The organism is Paenibacillus rhizovicinus, assembly GCF_010365285.1.
Taxonomy (GTDB): domain Bacteria; phylum Bacillota; class Bacilli; order Paenibacillales; family Paenibacillaceae; genus Paenibacillus_Z; species Paenibacillus_Z rhizovicinus.
The window spans coordinates 3,481,910-3,505,550 of sequence record NZ_CP048286.1 but is presented as its reverse complement, the minus strand read 5'-3'; the positions used below and the strand labels follow the sequence as shown (position 1 = coordinate 3,505,550).

General features: G+C 54.4%; 21 protein-coding genes. 12 read left to right on the top strand and 9 right to left on the bottom strand.

All coding sequences use genetic code 11. From position 1 onward, the window contains the following. The first annotated feature begins 380 nt into the window (after nt 1-380). Entirely contained in the window at nt 381-1,982 is a 1,602-nt protein-coding gene (locus GZH47_RS15650) for a Mur ligase family protein (protein ID WP_225446502.1), read from the top strand. Nucleotides 1,983-2,030: 48 nt separating this feature from the next. Further along, nucleotides 2,031-2,732, top strand: a complete 702-nt coding sequence (locus GZH47_RS15645) for a cysteate racemase (protein WP_162640908.1) — start codon at nt 2,031-2,033, stop codon at nt 2,730-2,732. 122 nt (nt 2,733-2,854) lie between these two features. Here GZH47_RS15645 and motB read toward each other — a convergent pair whose 3' ends face one another. Then, the gene (motB, locus tag GZH47_RS15640) at nt 2,855-3,700 is read right to left on the bottom strand and encodes a flagellar motor protein MotB (protein ID WP_162640907.1); all 846 of its coding nucleotides are present in this window, start codon (nt 3,698-3,700) and stop codon (nt 2,855-2,857) included. Continuing rightward, a complete protein-coding gene (gene motA / locus GZH47_RS15635) occupies nt 3,684-4,484 on the bottom strand; it encodes a flagellar motor stator protein MotA (RefSeq protein ID WP_162640906.1) in 801 nt (266 codons plus the stop codon). The genes motB and motA overlap by 17 nt, the downstream gene beginning before the upstream one ends. Nucleotides 4,485-4,924: 440 nt before the next feature. On the opposite strand from motA, the gene GZH47_RS15630 reads away from it, so the two are divergent. Together GZH47_RS15630 and GZH47_RS15625 are read left to right on the top strand one after the other, a co-directional pair. Further along, nucleotides 4,925-5,218: a hypothetical protein gene (locus tag GZH47_RS15630; protein WP_162640905.1), complete on the top strand. Its 294-nt coding sequence runs from the start codon at nt 4,925-4,927 to the stop codon at nt 5,216-5,218. A gap of 20 nt (nt 5,219-5,238) precedes the next feature. Further along, nucleotides 5,239-5,553, top strand: coding sequence for a 4a-hydroxytetrahydrobiopterin dehydratase (locus GZH47_RS15625; RefSeq protein WP_192043612.1), 315 nt, complete (start codon nt 5,239-5,241; stop codon nt 5,551-5,553). A gap of 208 nt (nt 5,554-5,761) precedes the next feature. On the opposite strand, the gene GZH47_RS15620 is transcribed toward GZH47_RS15625, so the two are convergent. Beyond that, complete coding sequence (locus GZH47_RS15620; protein WP_162640904.1) at nt 5,762-5,965, bottom strand: DUF378 domain-containing protein; 204 nt, start codon at nt 5,963-5,965, stop codon at nt 5,762-5,764. Between the two features lie 110 nt (nt 5,966-6,075). Next, nucleotides 6,076-6,585, bottom strand: coding sequence for a GNAT family N-acetyltransferase (locus tag GZH47_RS15615; RefSeq protein WP_162640903.1), 510 nt, complete (start codon nt 6,583-6,585; stop codon nt 6,076-6,078). Nucleotides 6,586-6,814: 229 nt separating this feature from the next. On the opposite strand from GZH47_RS15615, the gene GZH47_RS15610 reads away from it, so the two are divergent. The 8 genes from GZH47_RS15610 to GZH47_RS15575 all read left to right on the top strand — a co-directional run bounded on the left by GZH47_RS15610 (nt 6,815) and on the right by GZH47_RS15575 (nt 20,001). Then, a complete protein-coding gene (locus GZH47_RS15610; protein ID WP_162640902.1) occupies nt 6,815-8,116 on the top strand; it encodes an MFS transporter in 1,302 nt (433 codons plus the stop codon). A 172-nt stretch (nt 8,117-8,288) separates the two neighbouring features. Next, nucleotides 8,289-9,125, top strand: coding sequence for a sulfurtransferase (locus GZH47_RS15605; protein ID WP_162640901.1), 837 nt, complete (start codon nt 8,289-8,291; stop codon nt 9,123-9,125). A 345-nt stretch (nt 9,126-9,470) separates the two neighbouring features. After that, nucleotides 9,471-14,270, top strand: a complete 4,800-nt coding sequence (locus tag GZH47_RS15600) for an S-layer homology domain-containing protein (protein WP_162640900.1) — start codon at nt 9,471-9,473, stop codon at nt 14,268-14,270. 261 nt (nt 14,271-14,531) lie between these two features. Continuing rightward, nucleotides 14,532-16,010, top strand: coding sequence for a DHA2 family efflux MFS transporter permease subunit (locus tag GZH47_RS15595; protein WP_225446501.1), 1,479 nt, complete (start codon nt 14,532-14,534; stop codon nt 16,008-16,010). Nucleotides 16,011-16,400: 390 nt separating this feature from the next. Next, nucleotides 16,401-17,156 carry a YdcF family protein gene (locus GZH47_RS15590; RefSeq protein ID WP_162640899.1) on the top strand — a complete coding sequence of 252 codons (756 nt, stop codon included), beginning with the start codon at nt 16,401-16,403 and terminating at the stop codon, nt 17,154-17,156. 83 nt (nt 17,157-17,239) lie between these two features. Beyond that, nucleotides 17,240-17,527, top strand: a complete 288-nt coding sequence (locus tag GZH47_RS15585) for a hypothetical protein (RefSeq protein WP_162640898.1) — start codon at nt 17,240-17,242, stop codon at nt 17,525-17,527. Nucleotides 17,528-17,819: 292 nt separating this feature from the next. Continuing rightward, nucleotides 17,820-19,100: a TcaA NTF2-like domain-containing protein gene (locus GZH47_RS15580; RefSeq protein ID WP_162640897.1), complete on the top strand. Its 1,281-nt coding sequence runs from the start codon at nt 17,820-17,822 to the stop codon at nt 19,098-19,100. A gap of 94 nt (nt 19,101-19,194) precedes the next feature. After that, complete coding sequence (locus tag GZH47_RS15575) at nt 19,195-20,001, top strand: TIM barrel protein (RefSeq protein WP_162640896.1); 807 nt, start codon at nt 19,195-19,197, stop codon at nt 19,999-20,001. Nucleotides 20,002-20,095: 94 nt separating this feature from the next. Here the strand turns inward: GZH47_RS15575 and GZH47_RS15570 are convergent, their stop codons facing one another. The 5 genes from GZH47_RS15570 to GZH47_RS15550 all read right to left on the bottom strand — a co-directional run bounded on the left by GZH47_RS15570 (nt 20,096) and on the right by GZH47_RS15550 (nt 23,636). Further along, a complete protein-coding gene (locus tag GZH47_RS15570; RefSeq protein ID WP_162640895.1) occupies nt 20,096-20,299 on the bottom strand; it encodes a hypothetical protein in 204 nt (67 codons plus the stop codon). A gap of 80 nt (nt 20,300-20,379) precedes the next feature. Next, nucleotides 20,380-20,484 (bottom strand): hypothetical protein, encoded by a 105-nt coding sequence (locus tag GZH47_RS15565; protein ID WP_162640894.1) that lies wholly within the window; start codon nt 20,482-20,484, stop codon nt 20,380-20,382. Continuing rightward, on the bottom strand, nt 20,439-20,858 hold the full coding sequence (locus GZH47_RS15560) for a stalk domain-containing protein (protein WP_162640893.1): 420 nt from the start codon (nt 20,856-20,858) through the stop codon (nt 20,439-20,441). The genes GZH47_RS15565 and GZH47_RS15560 overlap by 46 nt, the downstream gene beginning before the upstream one ends. A gap of 219 nt (nt 20,859-21,077) precedes the next feature. Further along, nucleotides 21,078-22,427, bottom strand: coding sequence for an NADP-specific glutamate dehydrogenase (gene gdhA, locus GZH47_RS15555; RefSeq protein WP_192043641.1), 1,350 nt, complete (start codon nt 22,425-22,427; stop codon nt 21,078-21,080). A 222-nt stretch (nt 22,428-22,649) separates the two neighbouring features. Further along, a complete protein-coding gene (locus GZH47_RS15550; protein WP_162640891.1) occupies nt 22,650-23,636 on the bottom strand; it encodes a diaminopimelate dehydrogenase in 987 nt (328 codons plus the stop codon). Nucleotides 23,637-23,641: the final 5 nt, after the last annotated feature.

Sequence of the window (23,641 nt, the reverse complement as noted above, 5' to 3'; positions counted from 1 at the left end):
GATGTGAAGCTGCAGTGCGTAACAAGCGATTTACTAGAGCCGGGCAAGCCCGCGGTTCAGGCCATGCCGGCCGTTCCATCTTGCCATCCTATAAAACATGAAGTAAAATTATAAAGGATTGTCCCCGCTTTGCATAGAGGTTTTTGAAAGAATTATCGCATTCCTGAAAGCGTATGCGGCGAAGCCGGCAGAGAAGCCGTTGCTGACCCGGTGTTAGGATTATATGTTGAAATTGTTGATGAATACTTGGACGAGCCGAGAGAGTTGCCTGATGTCGCGAGACGGAGAAGGGCGGTTATCCCAAGCTCATGAATAAAGAATACTAGCTTACAGCGGGACAAGTCGTTAAGTCCTATTTCAAGAAGAAAGCCTCCCGCGACTTGGAGCCGGAACGCGCAGGCAAGGCGGCGATGGGCAGATCCACGAGACGCAAGGAAGAAGGCGCACGACGCACGGCCTTCGAAGAAAGGACCATGGCCATGACAAGACTGCAGGATTTACTGCAAAACATAACCGTAACCGAAGCCTTCCAAGCAGCAGAGATGGAGATCAGCGGTATCTCCTATCATTCGCAGAAAGTGTCGCAGGGCGAGCTGTTCATCTGCATTACAGGCTACAGCACCGACGGCCATAAATATCTAGGCGATGCGGTCAGACGAGGTGCGGCAGCGGCAATCGTGGAACGCATCCAGCCTGAGATCGATGTGCCGCAATATGTGGTACCGAATAGCCGGATCGCGATGGCCCGGCTGGCGAGCGCCTTCTACGGCCACCCGTCGGACAAGATGACGATGATTGGCATCACGGCCACGAACGGCAAGACAAGCACGACGTACATGACGAACGCGATTCTGGAGCAGCATGGCTTCAAGACGGGCATGATGGGTACGGTTGTCATCAAAATCGACGACGAGCGCATTCCCTCCGAGCTGACGACGCCGGAATCGCTTGATCTGCAAGCGTATCTGAAGCAGATGGTCGATCGGGGCGTCTCCCATGTCAGCATGGAGGTCTCTTCGGCAGCGCAGGAAACGCATCGTGTCGAGACGGTGGATTATGACATCGTTTGTTTCAACAACCTTAGCCGCGAGCATATCGATTCGCATGGCACGTTCGAGAATTATTTTGCGGCCAAATCGAGATTGATCCGGGAAGCAGGCACGAACAGCTTCGCCGTACTGAATTTGGATGACGAGCATGCGGCTTCTCTCGTGACGCAGACGAGCGCGCAGGTCGTGACGTTCGGCATGAAGAGCCGCGAAGGAGTCTTGTCCTGCAAGGATCTCGACCTATCCACCGGCAGGGCGAAGTTTACGGTCGAAATCATGAAGCCGTTTCAAACGTTGGGCGGCGAGCGCCTCATGCCAGGCGAATTCCGCGTTGAGCTTCGTATTCCGGGTCTTCATTCCGTCTATAATTCCATGGCGGCGATCGCGATCGCGCTGTTGTGCGGGGTTTCCGTCGCGACGGTCCAAGAGACGCTGCGCACTTTCGGGGGCGTAGAGCGCCGGTTCGAATTTATCCACGAAAATGCGTTTACGATTATCGACGATCATTTTGCCAATCCGGGGAATATCGACGTGACGTTAGAAACGCTGCGCTACATGGATTACGAGAATTTCCATCTGGTATACGCGATCCGCGGCGCACGCGGTCCAATCATCAATCGCGAGAATGCCGAATCGATCGTGAAGTGGATGAACAGGCTCGAGAGGCATGAGCTGATCGCAACGCGGAGCCAGTCGCACGTGAATCGCCATAACACGGTTTCGGACGAGGAAGTCGATGTATTCTTAGCGGTCATGAACGAAGCCGGCATCGAAGTGAAGCTGTACGAAGAACTGCCGGACGCGATTGGCGAAGCACTGACGCAGGCGGGGCGCGGCGATCTCATTCTGCTCGCGGGCTGCCAAGGGATGGATCCCGGCGCGGAAATCGCGCTAGGGCTGCTGGAGCGTCTTGGTTCAAACGAAGGCCGATAGGGTAGATGTCACAGATGAACGATTATTTCATATAAAGTAGGTTGAATCATGGAACGTAAACGGTTAGGTGTTCTGGGCGGAATGGGACCGAAAGCCACGACTGTCTTCATCGATCAGATTATCGAAAATACGCCGGCCGACAGGGATCAGGACCATATCGATATGGTCATTCTGAACCATGCCTCTTTGCCGGATCGGACCCATGTCATTCTGGAGAACAGCGGCGAGCTGTTTTTGCAGGAAATCGAGAAGGATATCCGGCTGCTGGAATACGCGGAGGTCGCGAATATCGTTATGCCGTGCAACACGGGGCATTACTACATCAACGAGATGCAGGCGATGACGACGATTCCGATCATCGACATGGTCGAAGAGACGATGCGGGAGATTGCGGATAACTTCGGCGGCGGCGTCAAGGTCGGTATTCTGGCGACGAACGGCACGCTTCGCAGCGGCATCTACAGCGAGTCGGCCCGGAGGTACGGCATGATTCCGCAGGAGCCGGACATGGACGTGCAGCAGCAGGTCATGAGTATCATCTACGGAGATATTAAACGCGGCATTGCAAGCGACCCCGCGAAGCTGGAAGGCATCATTCAAGGAATGGTCGAGAAGGACGGCTGCAGCTGCGTTATCATTGCCTGCACGGAGCTGTCGATCATTAAGCTGAGCGAAGAGACGAAGAAGGTTAGCATCGATGCGATGGACGTGCTTGTCCAGAAGTCGATCGAGCTATCTTTGGTCCGCTGAGCCGCATGAGGAGCCGCGTTGGATGTTGAACATCCAACCAACGGCTAGGTTAACTAGGAACGAAACAAAGAAAACCCGTCAGGAGCATCCTGACGGGTTTTCTTTGTACTTGCGTTGCACTATCACTTCGGCGCGGTAGCCGTCGAAGTAGAAGCGGCCGAAGGCGTCGTGGACACTTCGATGACTTTGGAGGCATCGGTGAATTTCCGGATAATCGACACCTCGACGCGGCGGTTCTTTGAGCGTCCCGCTGGGGTATCGTTGCCGGCGATCGGCCGGTATTCGCCATAGCCGATGTTGCTGAAGTTCTTGGGATTCAGCTTCTTGTTCTCAAGCACGATGTTCATGAAGCGAATCGCCCGCATGGAGCTCAGCTCCCAGTTGGATTCGAATTCGTCATTATTGATCGGTACGTTATCCGTATGACCGGAAACGATAACCTCGTAATCGTTGTACTTCGTCAGCATGTTCGAGATTTCGATAGCCAGTTTGCGCGAGTCCGGTTTCACCTTGGCGCTTCCCGGCGCGAAAAGCGAACTGTCGCTGATCGTAATCGTCAGCTGCGACTGGTTGAGCTTGGTGTCCAGTTGCGTCGTCAAGCCGTTCGCTTGAATATACTTGTCGACCTGTTTCTTCAGCTGCTCGAGGTCTTCCTGTTCCTTCTTCATGAGCGCTGCCTTGTCTTCCTTGGACATGTCCTTGGTATCTTCATGGCGCCTGGTATTCTGGCTGTCTTCCATCATCATGCCGTCGGATATCACGGAGGACTTATCCAATGGGCCAATGCCGCTGTTGAACGCGACATTGAAGGCTTTGCTCATATCTTGAAACTTCTTCGAATCGGTGGAGCTCATGGCGTAGAGGACGATGAACAGAGCGAGAAGCAGCGTCAGCAAGTCGGCATAAGGAATGAGCCATGTTTCGTCAGCATGTTCCTCGTGATGCTCTTTTTTATGCTTTTTGCTCAACCGCTTCCGCTCCCCTCTGACTCAGTTGATAACGTTCGGTCGGCGTCAGGAATACGGACAGCTTCTGGTTGATGGCGATCGTCGATACGCCGGATTGAATGGACAAGAGGCCTTCCACCATCATCAGGCGGAGTTCGGTTTCGTTCTTGGACAAGCGCTTCAGCTTATTGGAGATCGGGTGCCACAATACGTACCCGGTGAATATACCTAGAAGAGTAGCAACGAAAGCCGCGGCGATGGCATGCGCGAGCTTGCCCATGTCGCTCATATCCGCCAGTGCCGCGATCAGACCGATAACGGCCCCGAGTACCCCGAGCGTCGGCGCGTACATGCCGGCCTGCGAGAAAATCAGCGCGCCGGCGCGGTGGCGTTCCTCCGTCGCGGCGATGTCTTCGAGAAGGACGTCGCGAACAAGATCTTGGTCATTGCCGTCAATGATCATGCGCATGCCGTTGCGAAGGAATGTATCTTCGATTTCATCGACTTTCGATTCCAAGGCAAGCAATCCCTCGCGGCGAGTAATCGTTGCCCACTCCATGAACAACGCGATGACTCTCTCGCGCGGGAGCAGTTTCTGTTGAACGAAAATCATTTTGATCAGCTTCGGAAATTTCTTGAGCTCGTCCAGCGGGAATCCGATGAATAACGAGGCCGCTGTTCCGACGATAATGATGGTAAATGCTGCCGGATTGAGCAAGTTCTCGATTGGCGCTCCCTTAAGCGTCATACCGAGCAGGACGGCAACGAGCCCGAGCGCAATACCAATAATTGTAGATTTTTCCATGACACACCTCGTCTAGTATAAGAGTAAAGACTATAATGAACCGGCAGTCGCCGTTCGAGCCCTGGGGCGATTGTGTACGCAAACCAATCACGAGCGATGAATGCTGCATACCCAATCTCACGATTGTGTACGCAAACCAATCACGAGCGATGAATGCTGCATGCCCAATCTCGCGATTGTGCACGCAAACCAATCATGAGCGATGAATGCTGCATGCCCAATCTCGCGATTGTGCACGCAAACCAATCACGAGCGATGAATGCTGCATGCCCAATCTCGCGATTGTGCACGCAAACCAATCATCGTGTATCTCTTTATTATTATCGTCAAAAACGATCCGTAGATTAGAGCAAAATGGATGTTTTAGGAGTTTTCATCCCAATTCGTGTAGAATAGGGAGTATGCGGCAGGTATAAGAAGCGGAAGGGCAGGCGTTGGCAATGGGCGTAAAGCATGCGAGAGAGTATGAGGAAATATTGGTGGAATTGAAGGACGCGATGTACGATATCGGTGACGGTTATTTGTTCTTCGAGATGGAAACATCGGAGTGGGAAGAGCTGGAGAGCGCGCAGCAGCTGGAACTGATGGAAGCACTCGCGGACGATGTGTTCTATGCGCTGGGCGAGGATCCGGTGCTGCATGTTGGCAAAGGCGTCGTTACTTACCGGCCGAAGCATCATATCATAGAAGTATCCGTGGATGAGAAGGAGAGCCGGATCATCCGACTAATTTAGAGCAGAGGCGGCGGGCGGCCATGGCAAAGCTGGAGAAGTTGGCGACCGAGGCGGCGGATGCCGCGATTGCGTCATTGGCGGGCTGGACGCGGCAGGATGAGAAATGGATCGCAGGCAGCTATAGGTTTGTCAGTTTTCCTGCTGCGATCGCCTTCGTGTCGCAAATTGCCGAGGTCGCGGAAGCTATGAATCATCACCCGTTTATCGGCATCGATTACAAGAAAGTGACGCTGCGGCTCACGACTTGGCATGCAGGAGGCTTGACGGAGCTGGATATCCGGTCGGCCGAGCGGTATAACGAAGTATATCAGGCGTCGATTGCCGGGCAACGGTAATCGGCGTTTTTTTGTTGTTTTCGGGGGAGGAATGCCGGGGGCGGAGGGGAAAAGGTATTCCGTTACTGGATGCGGCCGAGTCGAACAGCGAACGGCAGCGAAGCTTGGAATAAGAAAAGCCCGCGCGCTGCGACTGACGCAGGAGCGGGCTTAAACTATAGATGCCGCGGGGGGCGGACTGTTTCGCAGTCACTGGCGGCGTATGATTTTATTCGTCTGAGGCGACCTTCGAGAAGAAGGACAGGCTGTACAGCGCGGCCACACCGACAATGATATACACGATTTTGGCTCCTACGGAATCCGACCCATCAAAAATCTCCGAAACGACATCATACTCAAAAATCCCCACAATTAGCCAGTTAATCCCGCCGAGAATGAGCACTATTAAGCTGATGATGTTCAAAACTTTCATTGGATCCGCCTCCTTAATGTCTTGACGCGTGACACTATTACGGATATGCGTCGGCGTGGCGGTTTAGCACGGGTGGAATTGAAGAAATGGTAAACGGCTGCCTCCTGCCGCTATCCCGACTCGTCCGGAAGGTAGCACATGCAATAAACGTCGACTATGCCGGCTTGGGTCTGTTTCGCATACGTATCGGTAATGACGAAACCTGCCCGCTGGTAGGTACGGATCGCGCGTACGTTCCACGTGTGCACTTCCAGATCGATCTCGTCGTCGGGGGCTCTGCGCATCGCTTCCGCGAGGATGGCTTGAACGAAAGGGACGCCGAGCCCGTTATTGCATAGGTCCGGGCGAAGGCCAAGTCCGATCCGCGTGAGCCCAAGCAGCGGGAAGAATTGCGCGAAGCCGATGAAGAGGCCGTCCGCGTCCGTTACGGCGGCATACTGCCGATTGCGGATGTCGGGATCGCCGAACTCCATGCCAAGCTCCAGCATCACTTGCCACGTCGTCCAGTTATAGAAGTCGAAAGGCGGCTCGTACCGCCAAGTGGTCAGCTGTTCGGCAAGGGCCTCCGACAGGGGGATCACATTGAAGCGTTGCTCGGCAGCGGGGCGGAAATTGGACATGTTCGCGTTCTCCTTGGCGGGTGCTATCGCTGCATCCGGTATGCCGTTGTTGGTTCCGGATGGCTCTCGAACACATTGTCGGCGAAACGCAGGCAATAATCAAGCTGGAATTCGACGAGCGGCCGTTGTCGTTCGGCATGGACCGGTTAACAATCGCGGCCGGTCGTAAAAACGGCTGTTCAGAACGGAGAGGCGGGTGCTATAATGGGGCGCTGAGAGGTGAATAATCATGCGTAAACTACTAATACTCGGCTGTCTTTCCTATCTGGCCATCGGCTTCGGGCATGTTGCGGTGGGCGCCGTGATGGAGCAGCTTGTTTTGAAATACGGGGTGAATTACGAGGCTGGCGGGCAGCTGATCATGAATCAGTTTCTCGGCTTCCTGGCAGGGGTGCTGCTTGCGCCTTGGCTGATTCGGAGAGTCGGACGGCGTTTCTCGATCGTGCTGGCTTTTGTCGGATTCGCCGTCGCGGAAACAGGCTATGCGCTCGAACCGGACTGGGCAGTCATGCTGGGATTGGCGTTGATCGCGGGCTTCGGCTTCGGATTGGGCGAAACGTGTATCGGCGCCCTCGTGATTGAAATATTGGAGGAGCGAAAGGCCTCTGCGATGTCGCTGCTGGAGGTATTCTTCGGTATTGGAGCGCTCGTGCTCCCGGCGGCTGCGGCATGGCTGATCCTGCAAGGCTATTGGCTGTGGACCTTTGGTTCCGTGGCGGCGCTCGGTTCGGTCGTATTGGCGCTGTGGCTGCTCCTGCCGTTAGGCGAGGCGGAGGCGTACATGGGGAAAGGGCTTCGGCAAGGTGGCGCTATGGCTGCCGAAGTTGGAGCCGGAGCCGGTGTCGATAGTGGTACCCGTGCCGCAGCGGAAACGGCAGCAGGCTCAGTCGAAGCGCCGAAGACCGCCAAGGTTCAGGGGACCGGTTATTCCCGAGGGGGAATGACGCTGCTGCTGCTCGGCGCTGCGTTCTTCGCCGTCTATGTCGGACTCGAAATGAGCTTCACGAATTACTTGCCGGCGATCATGTCGCGAAAATCGGGTTTGAGCGAATCCGCGGCAACGATCAGCCTCAGCCTGTACTGGGCGGCCATATCCTTCGGGAGACTGTTCGTAGGGCGGATCACGGGGCGGATGGGTTATCGGAACTTCCTGCTTGTCTGCTGCTTGTGCGCGGCGGCCGTGTTCACAGGGCTGGCGCTCGTCGATCAAGCGGCAGCCGTCATCGGGTTGATCGTAGTGACTGGCTTGGCGATGGCGGGGATGTTCGCAATCGGTCTCGTCTACGTCAATGAAGCTTTTCCGGATAAAATAGACCGCACCACGAGCATCCTCATCTCCTGCGGCGGTCTAGGCGGCGCATTGCTGCCGAAAGTGACGGGCTGGCTGCTCGATTCCTTTGACGTTAATCGGGCGATGTGGCAATTCTTCGCTTGTTCGGTCATCATGCTGCTGCTTATGGGACTCGTATCGCGGGAGCAGGGGAGACTCAAACGGAGGAGGAAGGGTTTGGTCGAGCAAAGGAATGGATAGTTGTATGGAAGCGGGAGGGGCTGATCGCCGGCGGGGGCCTGCGGTTGGCCTCTTACTTGTTTCAAGGTGCAGTTGGCAGGTGTGACGGTCGGCGGCTGGCCGCCAGAAGGCGTTTCGCCGCGGAATGATGTATAATCACCTATAGAAGACGTATCGAAAGGCGGATGAACTCTTGAATCATATCATATCGTTGAAATGGCTGCTGGCCCGCATGTATGAGTCCGACATTGTTATCGTCGATTGTCGTTTCCAGCTCGGCAAACCGGATTTCGGGCGCGAGGCTTACGAGGCGTCCCATATTCCGGGCGCGGTGTACCTGGACCTGGAGAAGGATTTGTCTGCGCCGGTGGAAGAGCATGGCGGGCGCCATCCGTTGCCGGATATTACCGCGCTGACGATTGCATTGAGCCGGGTTGGCATTAGCAATGAGACCCGCGTTATTGCATATGATGACCAAGGCGGAGCCATGGCATCGCGTCTGTGGTGGCTGCTGAAGTATTTGGGCCATGAGCAGGCTTACGTGCTGGATGAAGGCTACACGGCTTGGCAGAATGCGGGCTATCCCGTGAACGCGGAGCAGAAGGTGCTTATTCCCGCCCGCTACCTGGCTACCGTACAACACAATTTGCTGATCGAGATGGACGAAGTCCGCGAGAAGCTTCATGATCCGAACGTGACGCTGATTGATTCCCGTGACGGAGCGCGGTACCGCGGCGAAATCGAGCCGCTCGACAAAGCAGCCGGCCATATTCCAGGCGCGATTAACCGCCTATGGTCCGAAGGCAAGGGAGAGGGCGGCCGGTGGAAGAGTGCGGAAGAGCAGGCAGCGCGGTTCGAGGGATTGGACAAGAATCGCGAGACGATCGTATACTGCGGTTCCGGCGTGACGGCTTGCCCGAACGTGCTGGCATTGCAGGAAGCGGGATTTAGCAATGTACGGTTGTATGCGGGGAGCTGGAGCGATTGGATTTCGTATGAGGGGAATCCGATAGCGACCGGCGAGGAATAAAACAAGGTTATACATTACATTGTAGGATAAGAAGATGAATACAGAGCACGGCGTTGAATGCCGTCGCTCTGTATTTTTTTATTTTCTTAGGATGACTCTGTATTATCTGTATTAACTATATTTAAATTATTCCAAAAATTATTGACACAAACGAACTGTAATGTTAGTTTTGTATTAATCTATTAATAGCGAACAAGCGAACCTGTATTAAAAAGTTATAATCTGTATTAATTCAATTCGGAAGGTGTTCGCTTTTTTTAAGATTACAATTGTAAGCGCTGTCGTTTGGATCGCGCGACGAAGGATAGGGCTGCAATAAACGCATGGAATGGGAGAGATATGTATATGTTGATAGTATCGAGGGCGAAGAAGCTTGCAGCCGTTGCTACCGCTACGGCTACCATCTTTGGCGTGGCGGCCATGCCGACTCTTCATGTGGCTCAGGCAGCGGATGCCGATACGGGCGTCGATTCCGAATGGCAAGCGCTCCAGCAGAAGCTTTCCGGGATTAAAGGCGAGTGGACCGATCAGTCCTATGCCGGAGTGTTCAATTCGACAATGCCTGATACTGCACTGCTTGGAAACGGCGATGTCGGCGTGACTTCGGGCGGCGGACAAGGCTATAAGACGTTTTATATTTCTAAGGGGGACTTCTGGAACGGAAATCCCAATCCTTCGCTTGTCGCTCTTGGGGGCGTTTCGATTAAGCCAACCAAGGTAGAGCAATCGGACAATCTCGCATTGGGTGCGGTTGCTACTGCCAGCTCGACGCATGAGAACCTTGGGCCGGACCGAACGGTCAATGGTCTATGGTCGACTGGCTACGAGGGTTGGGTGACGCCGGTCATCACGGGCGGGACGCCTCAATGGATTCAGCTCGATCTGGGCGAATCGAAGACAATCGCCAGATACGTCGTCAAGCATGACGCGGCGGCCCGGGCGGGACAGGAAGTGAACGATACCAAAAGTTTTATTTTCCAAACGAGCGATAACGGCACCGACTGGACCGACATGGATACGGTTACCGGCAACACCGACAATGTTACCGATCGTAATATTACGCCGGTCACGGCACGGTATGTGCGGCTGTACATCACGGAGCCTACGCAAGGCACGACGCCGGATTCCGTGCAAAATCCGCGAGTGCGGATCGGTCAGATCGAGTTGTACGGGCCGGCGAAAAACTTGGCGTTGGGCGCGGTCGCCAGTGCCAGCTCCACCTATCAGAATCTAAATCCGGACCGCACGGTCAACGGTCAATGGACGACCGGCTATGAAGGCTGGGTAACGCCGGTCATCACGGGCGGGGCTCCTCAATGGATCCAGCTTGATCTGGGCGAATCGAAGACGATCGCCAGATACATCGTCAAGCATGACGGAGCGGCTCGGGCGGGACAGGAAGCGAACGATACGAAGGGTTTTATATTCCAAACGAGCGACAACGGTACCGACTGGACGGACGCGGACACGGTAACCGACAACGCGGACAAGATTACGGATCGCAATATCACGCCAGTGACGGCACGATACGTGCGGCTGTATATTACGGCGCCGAACCAAGGCACGACGTCGGATTCCGTGCAAAATCCGCGGGCGCGGATCGGTCAGATCGAGTTGTATGCCAGCGCGGGCACCGGGGAAGTCGTTAGCGAGCCGCAGGCTCCTTTTCACGAAGAAGAGGACATTCTGAACGCGCAGATCGGCACGGATATGAGTATCGGCGGAGTTCCGGTGACCATGAACACCTGGGAGGCTGCCGATCGGAACGTCGTCGTGACGGATTTGACTTCCCTCGGGGACAAGCCGGTATCTCTGGAAGTGTCGACTTGGACGGGCGCCTTGTCGCCAAAGCCGACGCTCACGACGAATGCGGGCCTTGACGGCGATACGATGTGGGCCACCAGAGAAACCGCGCCCGGCGATAAGTACTGGGTATCGCGAGCGGCATTGGCAACGAGAATCATTGGTATAGAGGGCAATGCCGTACGTTCTGTTTCCGACTCTACGGCGAAGACGGTATTCGAGCTTCAGCCGGGACAACAGGTGCGTATCGTGACGGCGGTCGGAGGGGGCGGACAGAATCCGACCACTCATCTGGAGGATGCGAAGAATTTGGCGGCGGCTCAGGACAGCAGCGCGCTGGATGCTCTATATGCGAGCCATCTGGACTGGTGGAAGAACTACTGGCTGGAATCTCACGTTAATCTAAACGATGCGGTGCTGGAGAAATATTATTATGGCGCCCTGTACATCATGGGCTCAACGAGCCGGCCAGGGAAAGTAGCCTCCGGACTGTACGGCGTCTGGGCGACAACGGATTCGCCCAACTGGTCCAGCGATCTCCATCTGAACTATAATGCGATGGCTCCTTTCTACGGCGTCTATTCCAGCAATCGCTCGGAGTTGGCGGAACCTTACTTTGATGCCATTCTCGATTACGTGCCGGAAGCGGAGAGAAGGGCGAAAGAGGATTTGAGCAGGGTAAATCCGACTTATATCGCAAGCCGCTTCCCGACCGGCGGGATGGAAGGCGGCGTCTTATTCCCGGTAGGCATTGGACCATACGGTTCGACCACGGACGATAACTACCACGAGCAGGTCGCGAACTCCTTATTTGCGGTTACGCAATTCATTGCTTATTACGACTACACGCAGGATAAGACGTTTTTGGAAAATCGCGCTTACCCGTTCATGAAATTGGTTGGCGAGTTTTTCGAGAACTATCTCGAGTGGGACGCGGAAGCGAACCAATACGTTATCTACGCGGGTCATAACGAAGATTCTTGGTCGAAGAATTCGAGTCCTGACCTTGGACTGCTGAAATATCTACTGTCCGGTCTCATTAAGGCGAGCGAAACGCTTCAGACGGATGCCGATAAGCGGGCGGATTGGGAGCAAATCCTAACGCATCTGCCGGAGCAGCCGACGACTCAATACCACGGCAAGACGGTCTATGCGCTGGCCGAGCCGGGCACATCGACTTACGATGATTTCCGCCCGGGCGACAACACGGTCGTGCTGGAGTTCGTTCATCCCGGCGAAGTACTTGGCATTCGTTCGGATGCCGCCGAGCGTCAGATTGCGATCGACACCTTGGATGCGATGAATTCGTGGGGCAATGACAACAGCTTCCCGAAGGTGTTCACCCAGGCGGCCAGAGTCGGTTATCCGGCGCAGAGCCTTATTGACAAGATGAAGCAGCAAATCAACCAAAAGCTAGGCAAAAACTTGAGGATCATTGATCCGTTCCACGGCATCGAGAAGTCCGGCGCCATCGAGGCGATCAATAATATGATGATGCAGAGTCAGGATGGCATTATCGAGCTATTCCCGGTCTGGCCGGCAGGCAAGGATGCAAGCTTCACGCGATTGCGCGAGAAGGGAGCGTTCGTCGTCTCTGCCGCTAAGAATGGCGATGAAGTATCGAACGTCGAAATTACGAGCGAAGCCGGCAATCCGGTCAAATTGGACAATCCGTATGCGACCGACAGCGTGCAGGTGACGGAAGAAGGCGGAGCCCGCATTTCCGCTGCGGTAACGGACGGCATTATTTCCTTCGCTACCGAGAAAGGCAAAACGTATAGCGTATCTCCTGGCAATGAAGAGGGCCAACCGGAAGGCCCGGCAAACACGGCGCCGGTAATTGAGCAGGTCGCTCCAATTGCCAAAACCGCCGGTCAGCAGATTGATTTCACGGTTCAGGGTACGGACGCGGACGGGGATACGATTGCTTACAGCTCAGACTCCCTGCCCGATGGAGCGACGCTCGATGCGGCTTCCGGCCGGTTTCAGTGGAATTCGGCTGTTGCGGGTACTTATTCCGTAGTAATTACAGCTACGGATGCGAACGGTGCATCGAGCTCTATCACGGTGTCCATTAGCGTGACTAATCCAGTGAGTCAGCCGCCATCAACAGGGTCGCAGCCAACTGGATCGCAATCGACCGAGCCGCCTAACGGCTCTACCGTAACGCAAGGCACCATTCAGGCTGATGTCAAGCCGGACGCGCAAGGGAAAGCATCCGTCCAAGTGACGGCGTCGTCGCTGGAGCAGGCCGTTAAAGAAGCGCAGCAAGGGGCGATCACGGTGGATGTCCGGCCGGCCGGGAAGGCAGATGCGATTGAAGTGCATTTGCCGGCCGAACAATTAAAAGCGCTTCTGCAGCAAGGCGGCATTGAATCGTTAACGATCAAAGATGGGCTGACGTCGATCTCCTTGTCTAACGAACAATTGCAAGGAATGATCTCGTCGGGAGGGGACATCTTGACGATTACGATCGCTAAGGCAGCCGTGACCGATCAGGAGACGAGCGAACGGATCGGCGACAACCCGACGGTTAATATCAAGGCCGATATCGACGGCAAGGCAGCCGGTATCGAGGGAGACGGAGTCCGTACGTCCATCGGCTACACGCTTAAGGCGGGAGAAAGTCCCGAGACGATTGTGCTGTATGAAATTACTGAGGAAGGCAAGCTCCGGATCGTGAAAGACGCATGGTACGATCCGACGACGGGGACGATCGCGTTAAACGCGCAGCTATCCGGGAGCTATGCGGTCATGCCGAATAAGGTGACTTTCAACGATCTCGATCTCGTCGACTGGGCACGGGCCAGCATCAACGCTTTAGCGTCGCGGGAAATCGTTCGAGGCTACGGCAGCGGCACATTCGCGCCGAACGGAGAAGTCACGCGCGCCGAGTTTATCCAGATGCTCGTAAACGCACTCGGCTTATCGAGAGCCGGCAGCATCGAACCGCTTAAGGACGTGAACGCGGGCGACTGGTACTATGATGCGGTTACGACTGCCCGGCAGCTTGGCATTGTACAAGGGCGTAACGACGGTACCTTGGGCGCGGACGAACCGATCACCAGGCAAGATATGGCCGTTCTGATCTACCGAGCCGGACGGTTGAACGATTGGTTCCCTGCCGGCAGCGGCAGCATGACATTCAACGATGGCTCGGCGATATCCGAGTACGCGGTTCAAGCGTTGGAAGCCTTGAACGAAGCAGGACTCGTCCATGGTTACAGCGACGGCACCGTTGGTCCTCTGCGTTCCGCGACCCGGGCGGAAACCGCCGTACTCATTTATAGGATGCTGACATCAGCATCGGCATCGACTGCAGGAGCGGCAAGTCAATTATAAGCTCGTGGTTCAGGCGGCGTATTCGCTTGCCCTACGCGGCAGAATACTGATTTCTAGTACGGAGCATGGTCCTAACGCCATTGCTCCGTATCTGTAGATGACCGAACACAGTGTGCCGGACAAGCGACCCCGGTGCTCTGTGTTTTTTTTATGCGTAAATCCGGACATGTTTAACGCACTTTTAATGATTGGGCGGTTGAAATCTTCCCCTAATAATAGTACCGTTTACTGGAAGGAATCTAAGCGAAATGAGGGGAAAAGTTGTCTAACCATTCGAATGCAGTTGCTGCCGAAGAAGGCGCGCCGTTCTCGATGAAAGCGATTATGGGCCCGCTGATGGCGATCGTCGTCGGTATGATTATGGTTATTCTCGACAGCACGGTCATGAACATTGCATTGCCGACCTTGATGGAGGATTTTGGATCCTCCGTTAATACGATGCAATGGTCGATTACGGCTTACACGCTGGCGCTTTCCGCGGTCATTCCGTTGGCCGGGTGGCTGACGGACCGGTTCGGCGCGAAGCAGATTTTTCTGATTACGATCTTCTTGTTTGCGGCGGGCTCGCTGCTTTGTTCGTTTGCCGCGACGCCTGAACAACTGATTATCTACCGCATTATTCAAGGCGTCGGCGGAGGCATGGTGCAGCCGATCGGCATGGCCATCATCTTCAAGCTGGCGCCTCCGAACAAACAGGGCGCGGTCATGGGGATGCTCGGCATTCCAATGATGCTCGGCCCGGCGCTCGGTCCGGTGCTGGGCGGATATTTGCTGGAATACGCGACATGGCACTGGATTTTCTTGATTAACTTGCCCATCGGCGTTATCGCGATTCTGGTTGGTCTCCGTTACTTGCCGAAGGTGGAGCGCAGAAGCGTGCCGGCGCTGGACTTCTGGGGCATGCTGCTTGCGCCGATCGCGTTCTCCACGCTTTCTTATGCAGTCAGCGAGGGCGGCAAGGACTGGGGATCCGCGAATACGATCGTTAGCCTAATTGTGGGCGTCGTGGCTCTGGTTGCGTTCATCTTCGTCGAGTTTCGCCACAAGCAGCCGTTGTTGGAGCTGCGCGTGTTTAAATCCACGGACTTCACGATCGGCATTATCACGTCTTGGTTAATGTTCATGGCATTATTCGGGTCATTCTTGTTCGTGCCGATGTACATGCAGCAGGTGTTCCATTATGCGCCGTTGAAGACCGGCTTTATGATTCTGCCGCAGGTCGCGATGACGGGCCTATTCATGCCGATCGGCGGCAAGCTGTTCGACAAGTTCGGAGCCCGCGCCGTCTGCGTCGTCGGAATCGCCTTCGTGGCGGCAGGCATGTTCTACATGTCGCAAATCCAAGCCGATTCGGGCGCGGGATACGTCATCACGGCGACGATGATTATGGGCGTAGGCATGGGGTTGTCCATGATGCCGGTGAATACGCATATCTTAAAAGCCGCTCCAAGACGGCTCGTAGACCGGGTAACGCCGCTTACTTCGGCTGCCCAGCAAGTCGTCGTTTCGTTCGCCGTGGCAGGATTGGCAAGTTACCTGAGTACGCGGGTCGCCGATCACTTGGCCACTTCGAAGGGCGATAAGGGCGTTTCGCTCGTGGCCGCCTTCGGGGATACGTTCTTCATCGCGGGCTGCATCGCGGTTGCCGGCGCCTTATTGGCCATTGCATTGCGGAAGCCGAAAGCCTCGGAAGGCGACAGTGCGGAGGGCGTCCATACCCCCGTTATGATGGGGCACTGACGAATTAATCCTGTTCCAGTTTGCTAAACAGAGCACGGCGAGACAGATGCCGCTGCTCTGTTTTTTTTGCGGATCGACATGCAACAAAAAGAGCCCGGCCAACTTCCGGCAGTGCTCTATATCATCAAGCCCTTACTTGTTTAGCAATTTGGTCACGTCGTCCAACTGAGCATTAAACGACATGACGTCATAAGAGAATCAAAGGCCGGAATCGACCGCATAGACTTTCCCTGCCTTTACGGCGGGCAGATTACTCCAAAGCTTGCTCTGTGCCGTTATCTTCGGATCGAATGACTTGAAGCGGGTAAATAACTAACGGGCGAATGCCCCGCAAGAAAGGAATTTATCCAATCACGCGGGAATTAGTTAGGAACAAAGGAAGTGATAATTGTGATCTACGTTATTAAATTTATATACAGCTTTCTGCTGCCGCCGGGGATATTCATCGTCTTATTGGCGGGAGCGGGGGTATGGCTGTGGATCAAGCGCAGCCGACCGCCGGCGATCGGGGCGTTTGCCTTCGCATTGCTCCTCTATTTGTGCAGCATCAACGTCATAAGCGACGGCGTTATGCGCAGCCTGGAGAACGGCTATGCGCCTCCGAGCGGCTTGGCGGGCGATGTCATCGTCGTGCTGGGCGGCGGGGCGACCGTCGATACGCCGGATATCGACGGCGAGGGCAACTTGTCCGGATCGGCCGGGAATCGGCTGTTGGCAGCCGCAAGGCTGTACCAGAGGACGGGACTGCCCATACTTTTCTCGGGGGGCAAGGTGTTTGCCGATACCGGGAACGAAGCGGAAATCGCCAAACGGGAGCTTATCGGTTTAAGGGTACCCGCGGACCGAATTCTTGTCGAGAATCGTTCGTTGAACACCTCGCAGAATGCCGAATATACAGGGGAGCTGCTGGCGCTTCATCATTTGACGAAGCCGATTCTCGTTACGTCCGCCTTTCATATGAAGAGATCGGTGATGGACTTCCGGGAAGCGGGGATGTCGGTCGTGCCTTACCCGGTCGATTATAAGGCAAGCCGCCGCGCCAGCTACGCGTTGAACAAATGGAGTCCTTCTTCCACCGCAATGGATAACATTAGTGTTTGCCTGAAAGAATTATTAGGGATTATGGTTGTCAAACTGCATGCATAGAGGCATAATCCGGCATTCGAATCATACAATGGGGATGAAAACACTAGCTTTCATCCTGAGGAAACCGTCTGGAGGTGATACACATGCCGAAAGTGGTGGATATTAACTTGGATGCCGGGGAAATGGTGCTGACACTCGAAAAGGAAAAGATGCCGCGGACGATCGCCTACAGCAGGCTCGATCGCATGGTGAAGGAGAACGTTTCCGTGAAGAAGTTTCTTCGGACCGTCCAGGTGAGAAGCATTGAGATGCATTTCAAAGGAATGGATGACCCGATCGTCGTCGCCAGCAACAACGTCGGTGATTACGAGAACGTTGAGAACCGCTTGCTGAAGGTCGCGGAGGAGTATGGCATTTCGATTGAAGAATAGCCGAATAGCGGCCGATCGTTCGGGGAATCGGAGCGAGCGGATGCCGCGCGGCGGGAATTAGGTTGTGATGGGGGATAGTAGGAACCGCGGGGCCTTGCCGGACGCGGATTTGAGGGCAGCAGCAGGTTACGGGCAAGTAACCTGCTGCTGCCCTTCTTGTGCTGTTCGTGGAACAGCAGCCGTCCTATACATGATAGATTGCAATAACAAAGATTAATCATCGTATACAGGCATCCGGAATTATGCGAGAATCGGACTAGTGAATATCCTAATCTTGGAAGCGTGGGATAAAATGAAAGCTAAGGTTTGTTTAATTATCGCACTCGTACTCGCAGCCGGTACGTTAGGGTACAATCCGTTTCATTCCGATGCAGCGGCGGCGGCTAAACAGTCCGCAACCTGTTCGATTGAAACCGATAACGGGAGAACGCTTGTCATTGACGATCCTTATTTGGGCCATGCCGATTTATATGTCTTCTGCGGTACGCATGCGGCTGAAGGCGCGGTAGCGGACAAGGCTGTCTTCAAGCTGGATTCCGCTTATTTGAAAATCACGAAAGCATATCCGGGGCTGATAGAAGTCTCCGCCCAACAAGCGGGCCGTGTGACGGTCCAAGCCGCTCTTCCCGATAAAAGCGTGATTTCCTTGCCGATTACCGTCATGACGAAGCAGCAATACGATGCAAGCCGAGCCCCCCAAACGCTGACAATCGACGAGGCCTTGAGGCTCGTCCGGATGAAAATCCATGATGTGCATGGCGAATACGACTATGAATTCATGTATGCGGACGGCGGTTACGTGTTTACGTTAACGGGCCGGGAGGAGATCGGGGAGAGCGACGTCTTCCGGGTCGATCCCGTATCCGGCAACGTATACGGTTATCTGGATGACCGGTACATCGATAATATTATGGTGGATAAACACGATGCTCCGTATAGCGACTTGCAGTGCGTGCAATTATTCAAGCAGCGCTTCCTGAAGTCCCTGCCTGCTGATCGTACGGTCGAAGCGACAGGCAACTACTCCAAGGGCCGTATAGAAATCGGCGTATTCGCGCTTATCAAGTCCCCGAAGACCGGGAAAATGGCGGCCGACTATCATTCCCGCTATACCGCCTACCTCGTCGATCCGGCAACCGGAGACGTAGTGGACGCCATGCCCCCATATGCCTACAAAGGCTCCATCTCGGTCGCCAAGGTTACTCGGAGCAAGAATCGCACGATCTTCGTCAATGACATGCTGCAGGCATACTATCATGGCCTCACCGTGGCGGTGAACACCAATAACGGACATGCGTTGGACGATATTTTGAAACCGGGCAGTGTCATCGACAAGCAGCAGCGCCAGTTCTTCAAAACCGTCTATGCCGCGGGGACCAAAGAACATTTCGGAAAATCGTACGCGGTCGATCATACGGAGCAGGTTTCGCCGGGACTGGTTAAGATCTATGTGTCGGAACAAACCTCCGTCACGACGAAGAGCGGACAAGCACGCCTCGTTAAAGAAAAATGGATGTACCAAGCCGAGAAAGAAGCCTATGCATGGCGGTTTACGGCAATGAGCAGATGGTAATTCGGTCAGGCGGAAAAGAAATCATTGGAAGTGCCGTACGATAATCTTCTTCTGACACGTCTGCGGTAACATGAAAAGAGGAGGTGACGCCCTGATGAAGTACCTTCGCTTGAAGGGAAACCTGGAGCAGCGCAACGTGGACAACCGGCTCTCGTACAATCCGGATATTATTGAATTCTACCTGAGCGAGCAAGATCTCGAATCCCCCGATCTCATTCGGGACCGCATCCGTCAGCTTCATAAGCGCGGAGTCAAGCCTTATCTGCACCATCCGCCGAAGTTCCAAGGCGAGTATCTGGACATCCTAAGCAGTAATCCGGCTGTCCGCCGCTATTATCATGAATCTTCGGAACTGCTCGCGCGCATCTGCAAAGAGGAACGCGCCAAGTGCATCATTCATGCCCACTATACGCATACGGAAAGCTGCCATTACATCACCCGGGAGCGGACCGTTCGCTTGCGGGAAGAAATCCGCGAGATCCTGACCTACGCCAGGGATGTGTTCTTATGGGAAGATTCGACCGCGGGCCTGTTTGCCTACGGTACTAACCCTTACCTCGTGGATGAATTGATCGTGCCGTTAGAGTTGCCGTTGAATGTCGATGTGAGTCACGCGTTTATTTCATGCGGCGGGGATAACGAGAGGCTTCAGCATGTGCTTGAACGAACGAAACCGTACGCCGAATATTATCATTTGGTCGACAGCATGGGGATCGAGCATGATTCGCTATCGCTCGGCCAGGGCAGAATCGATTGGCGAATGGTGAAGCCGCTCGTGCTGGGAAAAGATTTTATCTTTGAGATCACGCTGGCGGGGGATCACTCCGATTGTACGCCGATGGTGGACAGCGCGCGTTATTTCGCGAATGTGGAGACGGCGGACGGAATCGGCGTGAAGTAAGAGGGACAGCTCAGTTTCGTTTCTACGGGATACAAAAATACAGAGCACGGTGAAAGGCTTGCCGTCGCTCTGTATTTTTTTGCGCATGAAGGCGCTACAGTCTGGCTACTCTCAGCAGATGCTGCCGGCTCTGGACGTAAGACTGCGTGGCGATATCGCGAAACCGATCGTAATCGCCGGCCGCAATCGCCTCGTAGATCGCTTGGTTCAATCGGTTGGCGGAATAGTGCGGCTCGTGGGGCGTTAGCTTGAAATTAATGATGCCGTAGAGGACCAGCTTGCGGAATCCGATATCCACTACATTAGCGATGACGCCGTTATATCTTAAGCAAGCATTCGGTGAACTTCACGGAGCTCTCGAGGTAGCGCGTGTACGCGTTATTCCGCTCGGCCTCGAGCTGGCGGTCCAGATGCACGAATCGGCGTACGGCTCATCTTCAGGATCTCGGACAACTCGTTCTCGGATAGAAGCGATCCAGGCATGAATTCGCCGGTTCGGATTTGAGTAGATCGGCGACTTGGAACTTCAGATCGGTTTGGCCGGAGACGACCAAGTGCAGCTTTTGGTATTTGCCATCGAATTGGAAGCTCATATAGTCGTTGGGCTTACTGCCTGACCATGCCGGCATGCTGTACGCGCCGTCGTATGACGTATCGCCGAACGTAAGCTGCGACCTCTCGACAACGTCCTCGAATTGCCATGGCTTATACTTAGGCTTGATTCCGCTGGAGTTGAATTTAACTGCGTCTCCGGCTCCGATGCTGATCGTCCGCGAGGCGTTGTCGTGATCGGCTTCGAAGGCATCGGATACGGCTCTCACCGGGAGATAGGTCGTGCCAAGGACTGGCCGAGACATTGGCTGGCTAGTCGGCAATACCTATTTTTTACAAAGCGCCTGAATTCTGTCGAAGCATGTTGTATGGCCGGGCGGACTTATTATGTGCTTGTCACCGAACAGGCTCCTGCTGACCGCGGTAATCGGCGCCCCGGCCTTCCTTCATTAATAGGCGCAGGAAACAAGAAACGGCCGCTCCCCGGGTGATACCGGGAAACGGCCGTTGTTCCGAAATTATTCTTATACAACCCCGTGAGCAATCATGGAGTCGGCTACTTTAATGAAGCCGGCGATATTCGCTCCGACGACCAAGTTGCCTGCATAGCCATACTCTTCTGCTGCTTTTACGCTTTGGTTGTAGATGTTCTTCATGATGTCATGCAGCTTGGCGTCTACTTCTTCGAAGGACCAGTGCAATCTCATGCTGTTTTGCGCCATTTCGAGCGCGGATACCGCTACGCCGCCGGCATTGGCAGCCTTCGCAGGTCCGAACAGAACGCCGTGGTTCAGGAATACTTCGATTGCTTCCAGCGTCGATGGCATGTTGGCGCCTTCGCCGACTGCTTTCACGCCGTTAGCGACCAATGTTTTCGCCGCTTCCACGTCGATTTCGTTTTGCGTTGCGCATGGAAGAGCGATGTCGCAAGCAATCGACCAGATACCTTCGCAGCCTGGCGTGTAGACAGCATGCGGATGTTCTTTGACGTACTCGCTGATCCGTTTGCGGTTCACTTCTTTCAGTTGCTTCACGGTGTCGAGGTTGATGCCCTCTGCATCGTAGATGTAACCGTTGGAGTCGCTGCATGCTACGACTTTAGCGCCGAGCTGCTGCGCTTTCTCGATCGCGTAGATGGACACGTTACCGGAACCGGATACGACTACGGTGCTGTCTTTGTAGGAAAGGCCTTTGCTTTCAAGCATCTCGTTCACGAAATACACGCATCCGTAACCGGTTGCTTCTGTCCGTGCGAGGCTTCCGCCGTACACGATGCCTTTGCCTGTCAGAACGCCTGCTTCGTTGCCGCCGCGAATGCGTTTGTATTGCCCGAACATGTAGCCGATTTCCCGTCCGCCTACGCCGATATCGCCTGCAGGAACGTCGACTTCAGGTCCGATGTATTTGTAAAGCTCCGTCATGAAGCTTTGCGTGAAACGCATGATTTCGTTGTCGGATTTGCCTTTCGGATCGAAGTCCGAGCCGCCTTTGCCGCCGCCGATCGGTTGGCCGGTCAAGCTGTTCTTGAAGATCTGTTCGAAGCCGAGGAATTTAATAATGCTTGCATTAACGGAAGGATGGAAGCGAAGTCCGCCTTTATAAGGACCGAGTGCGCTGTTGAATTGAACGCGGAAGCCGCGGTTCACTTGTACGCTGCCGCTGTCGTCTACCCAAGGAACACGGAAATACACGACGCGTTCCGGTTCGACGATCCGCTCAAGAATATTGTGTTTCATATATTCGGGACGTTTTGCAATTACTGGAATCAGGGATTCGAGGATTTCGAAGACGGCCTGATGGAACTCGGGTTCATGATGATTACGCTTTACGACCGTGTCATACACGGCATGAACATATTCGCTTGCAGCTGCCATTTGGGGATCAGAAATAACGGTTATCAACTTGAACAACGCTCCTTTGTTGGTGGCGATCGAGTGGGTTTGCATTATTTACACGATAGTTTGCATTTTTATACATTGTAATCAAGCAGGCCGCAGAATTCCAATCAAATAATTTTTAAGGGCAATAAAATACATTTATCCACCCTAAAAGAAAAACTTGCCATTTTGTAATGGCAAGTTCGTTTGTGAGGCTTATTACAGCAGTTCGCGGCGAAGCTGCTCGGCCGATTTCGGCGACAAGTAGCCGATAGGAAGGTCGAAGATCGTCTTCGCGCCTTTGCTGCCTTCTTGGCTTAAACGGTGACCGGCTCTTGCGCATGCTACCAGCACGCTTGCCGTGAACTCAGGGTTGCTTTCGAGCGTCAGACCGAACTCGATGATTTGTTTCGTTCCTTCGCCTGTAATACCGCTGCGGATAACGAAACCTCCGTGCGGCATGCCTTGGTGCTCGGCTTTCAGCTGCTCTTCGGTAATGAACGTAACCGTCGTATCGTAATCGGAGAAGTAGTTCGGCATGTTCACGATCGTTTGCGTGATTTCGACTTTGTTCGCGCCTTCTTCGGCTACGACGAAGCACTCTCTGAGATGCTTGTCGCGCGTCGCCAATTCAGGCGTTTCGCCCGAACGAATGCGGTTGATGACTTCTTGCACGGGTACGGTATATTGAACGCCAGCTTTAACGCCCGGCACGCGGCGAATCGCATCGGAATGGCCTTGGCTTACGCCTTTGCCCCAGAACGTGAAGTCTTTGCCTTCCGGAAGGATCGCTTCTGCGAGCAGACGGTTCAGCGAGAATAGACCCGGATCCCAGCCTGTCGAAATGATGCTAAGCGTGCCGGCTTCCAGAGCCGCTGCGTTAACGGCTTCGTAGAATTCAGGGATTTTCGCATGCGTGTCGAAGCTGTCGACGGTATTGAACATTTTAGCCATTGGAGGCGTTTGCTCAGGAAGGTCGGTTGCCGAGCCGCCGCATAGAATCATGACATCAATAATGCCTTTGTATTGCTCGGCTGCCGAAATATGTTCGAAGCGGGCGCCTTCTCCGCCTGTCAATTGTTCAGGCTGTCTGCGGGTGAAAATCGCCGTAAGTTCCATATCCGGGTTTTGAGCGATGGCCTTCTCGACGCCTCGGCCGAGGTTGCCGTATCCTACGATACCGATCTTGATTGTCTTCTGCTGCACCTGAA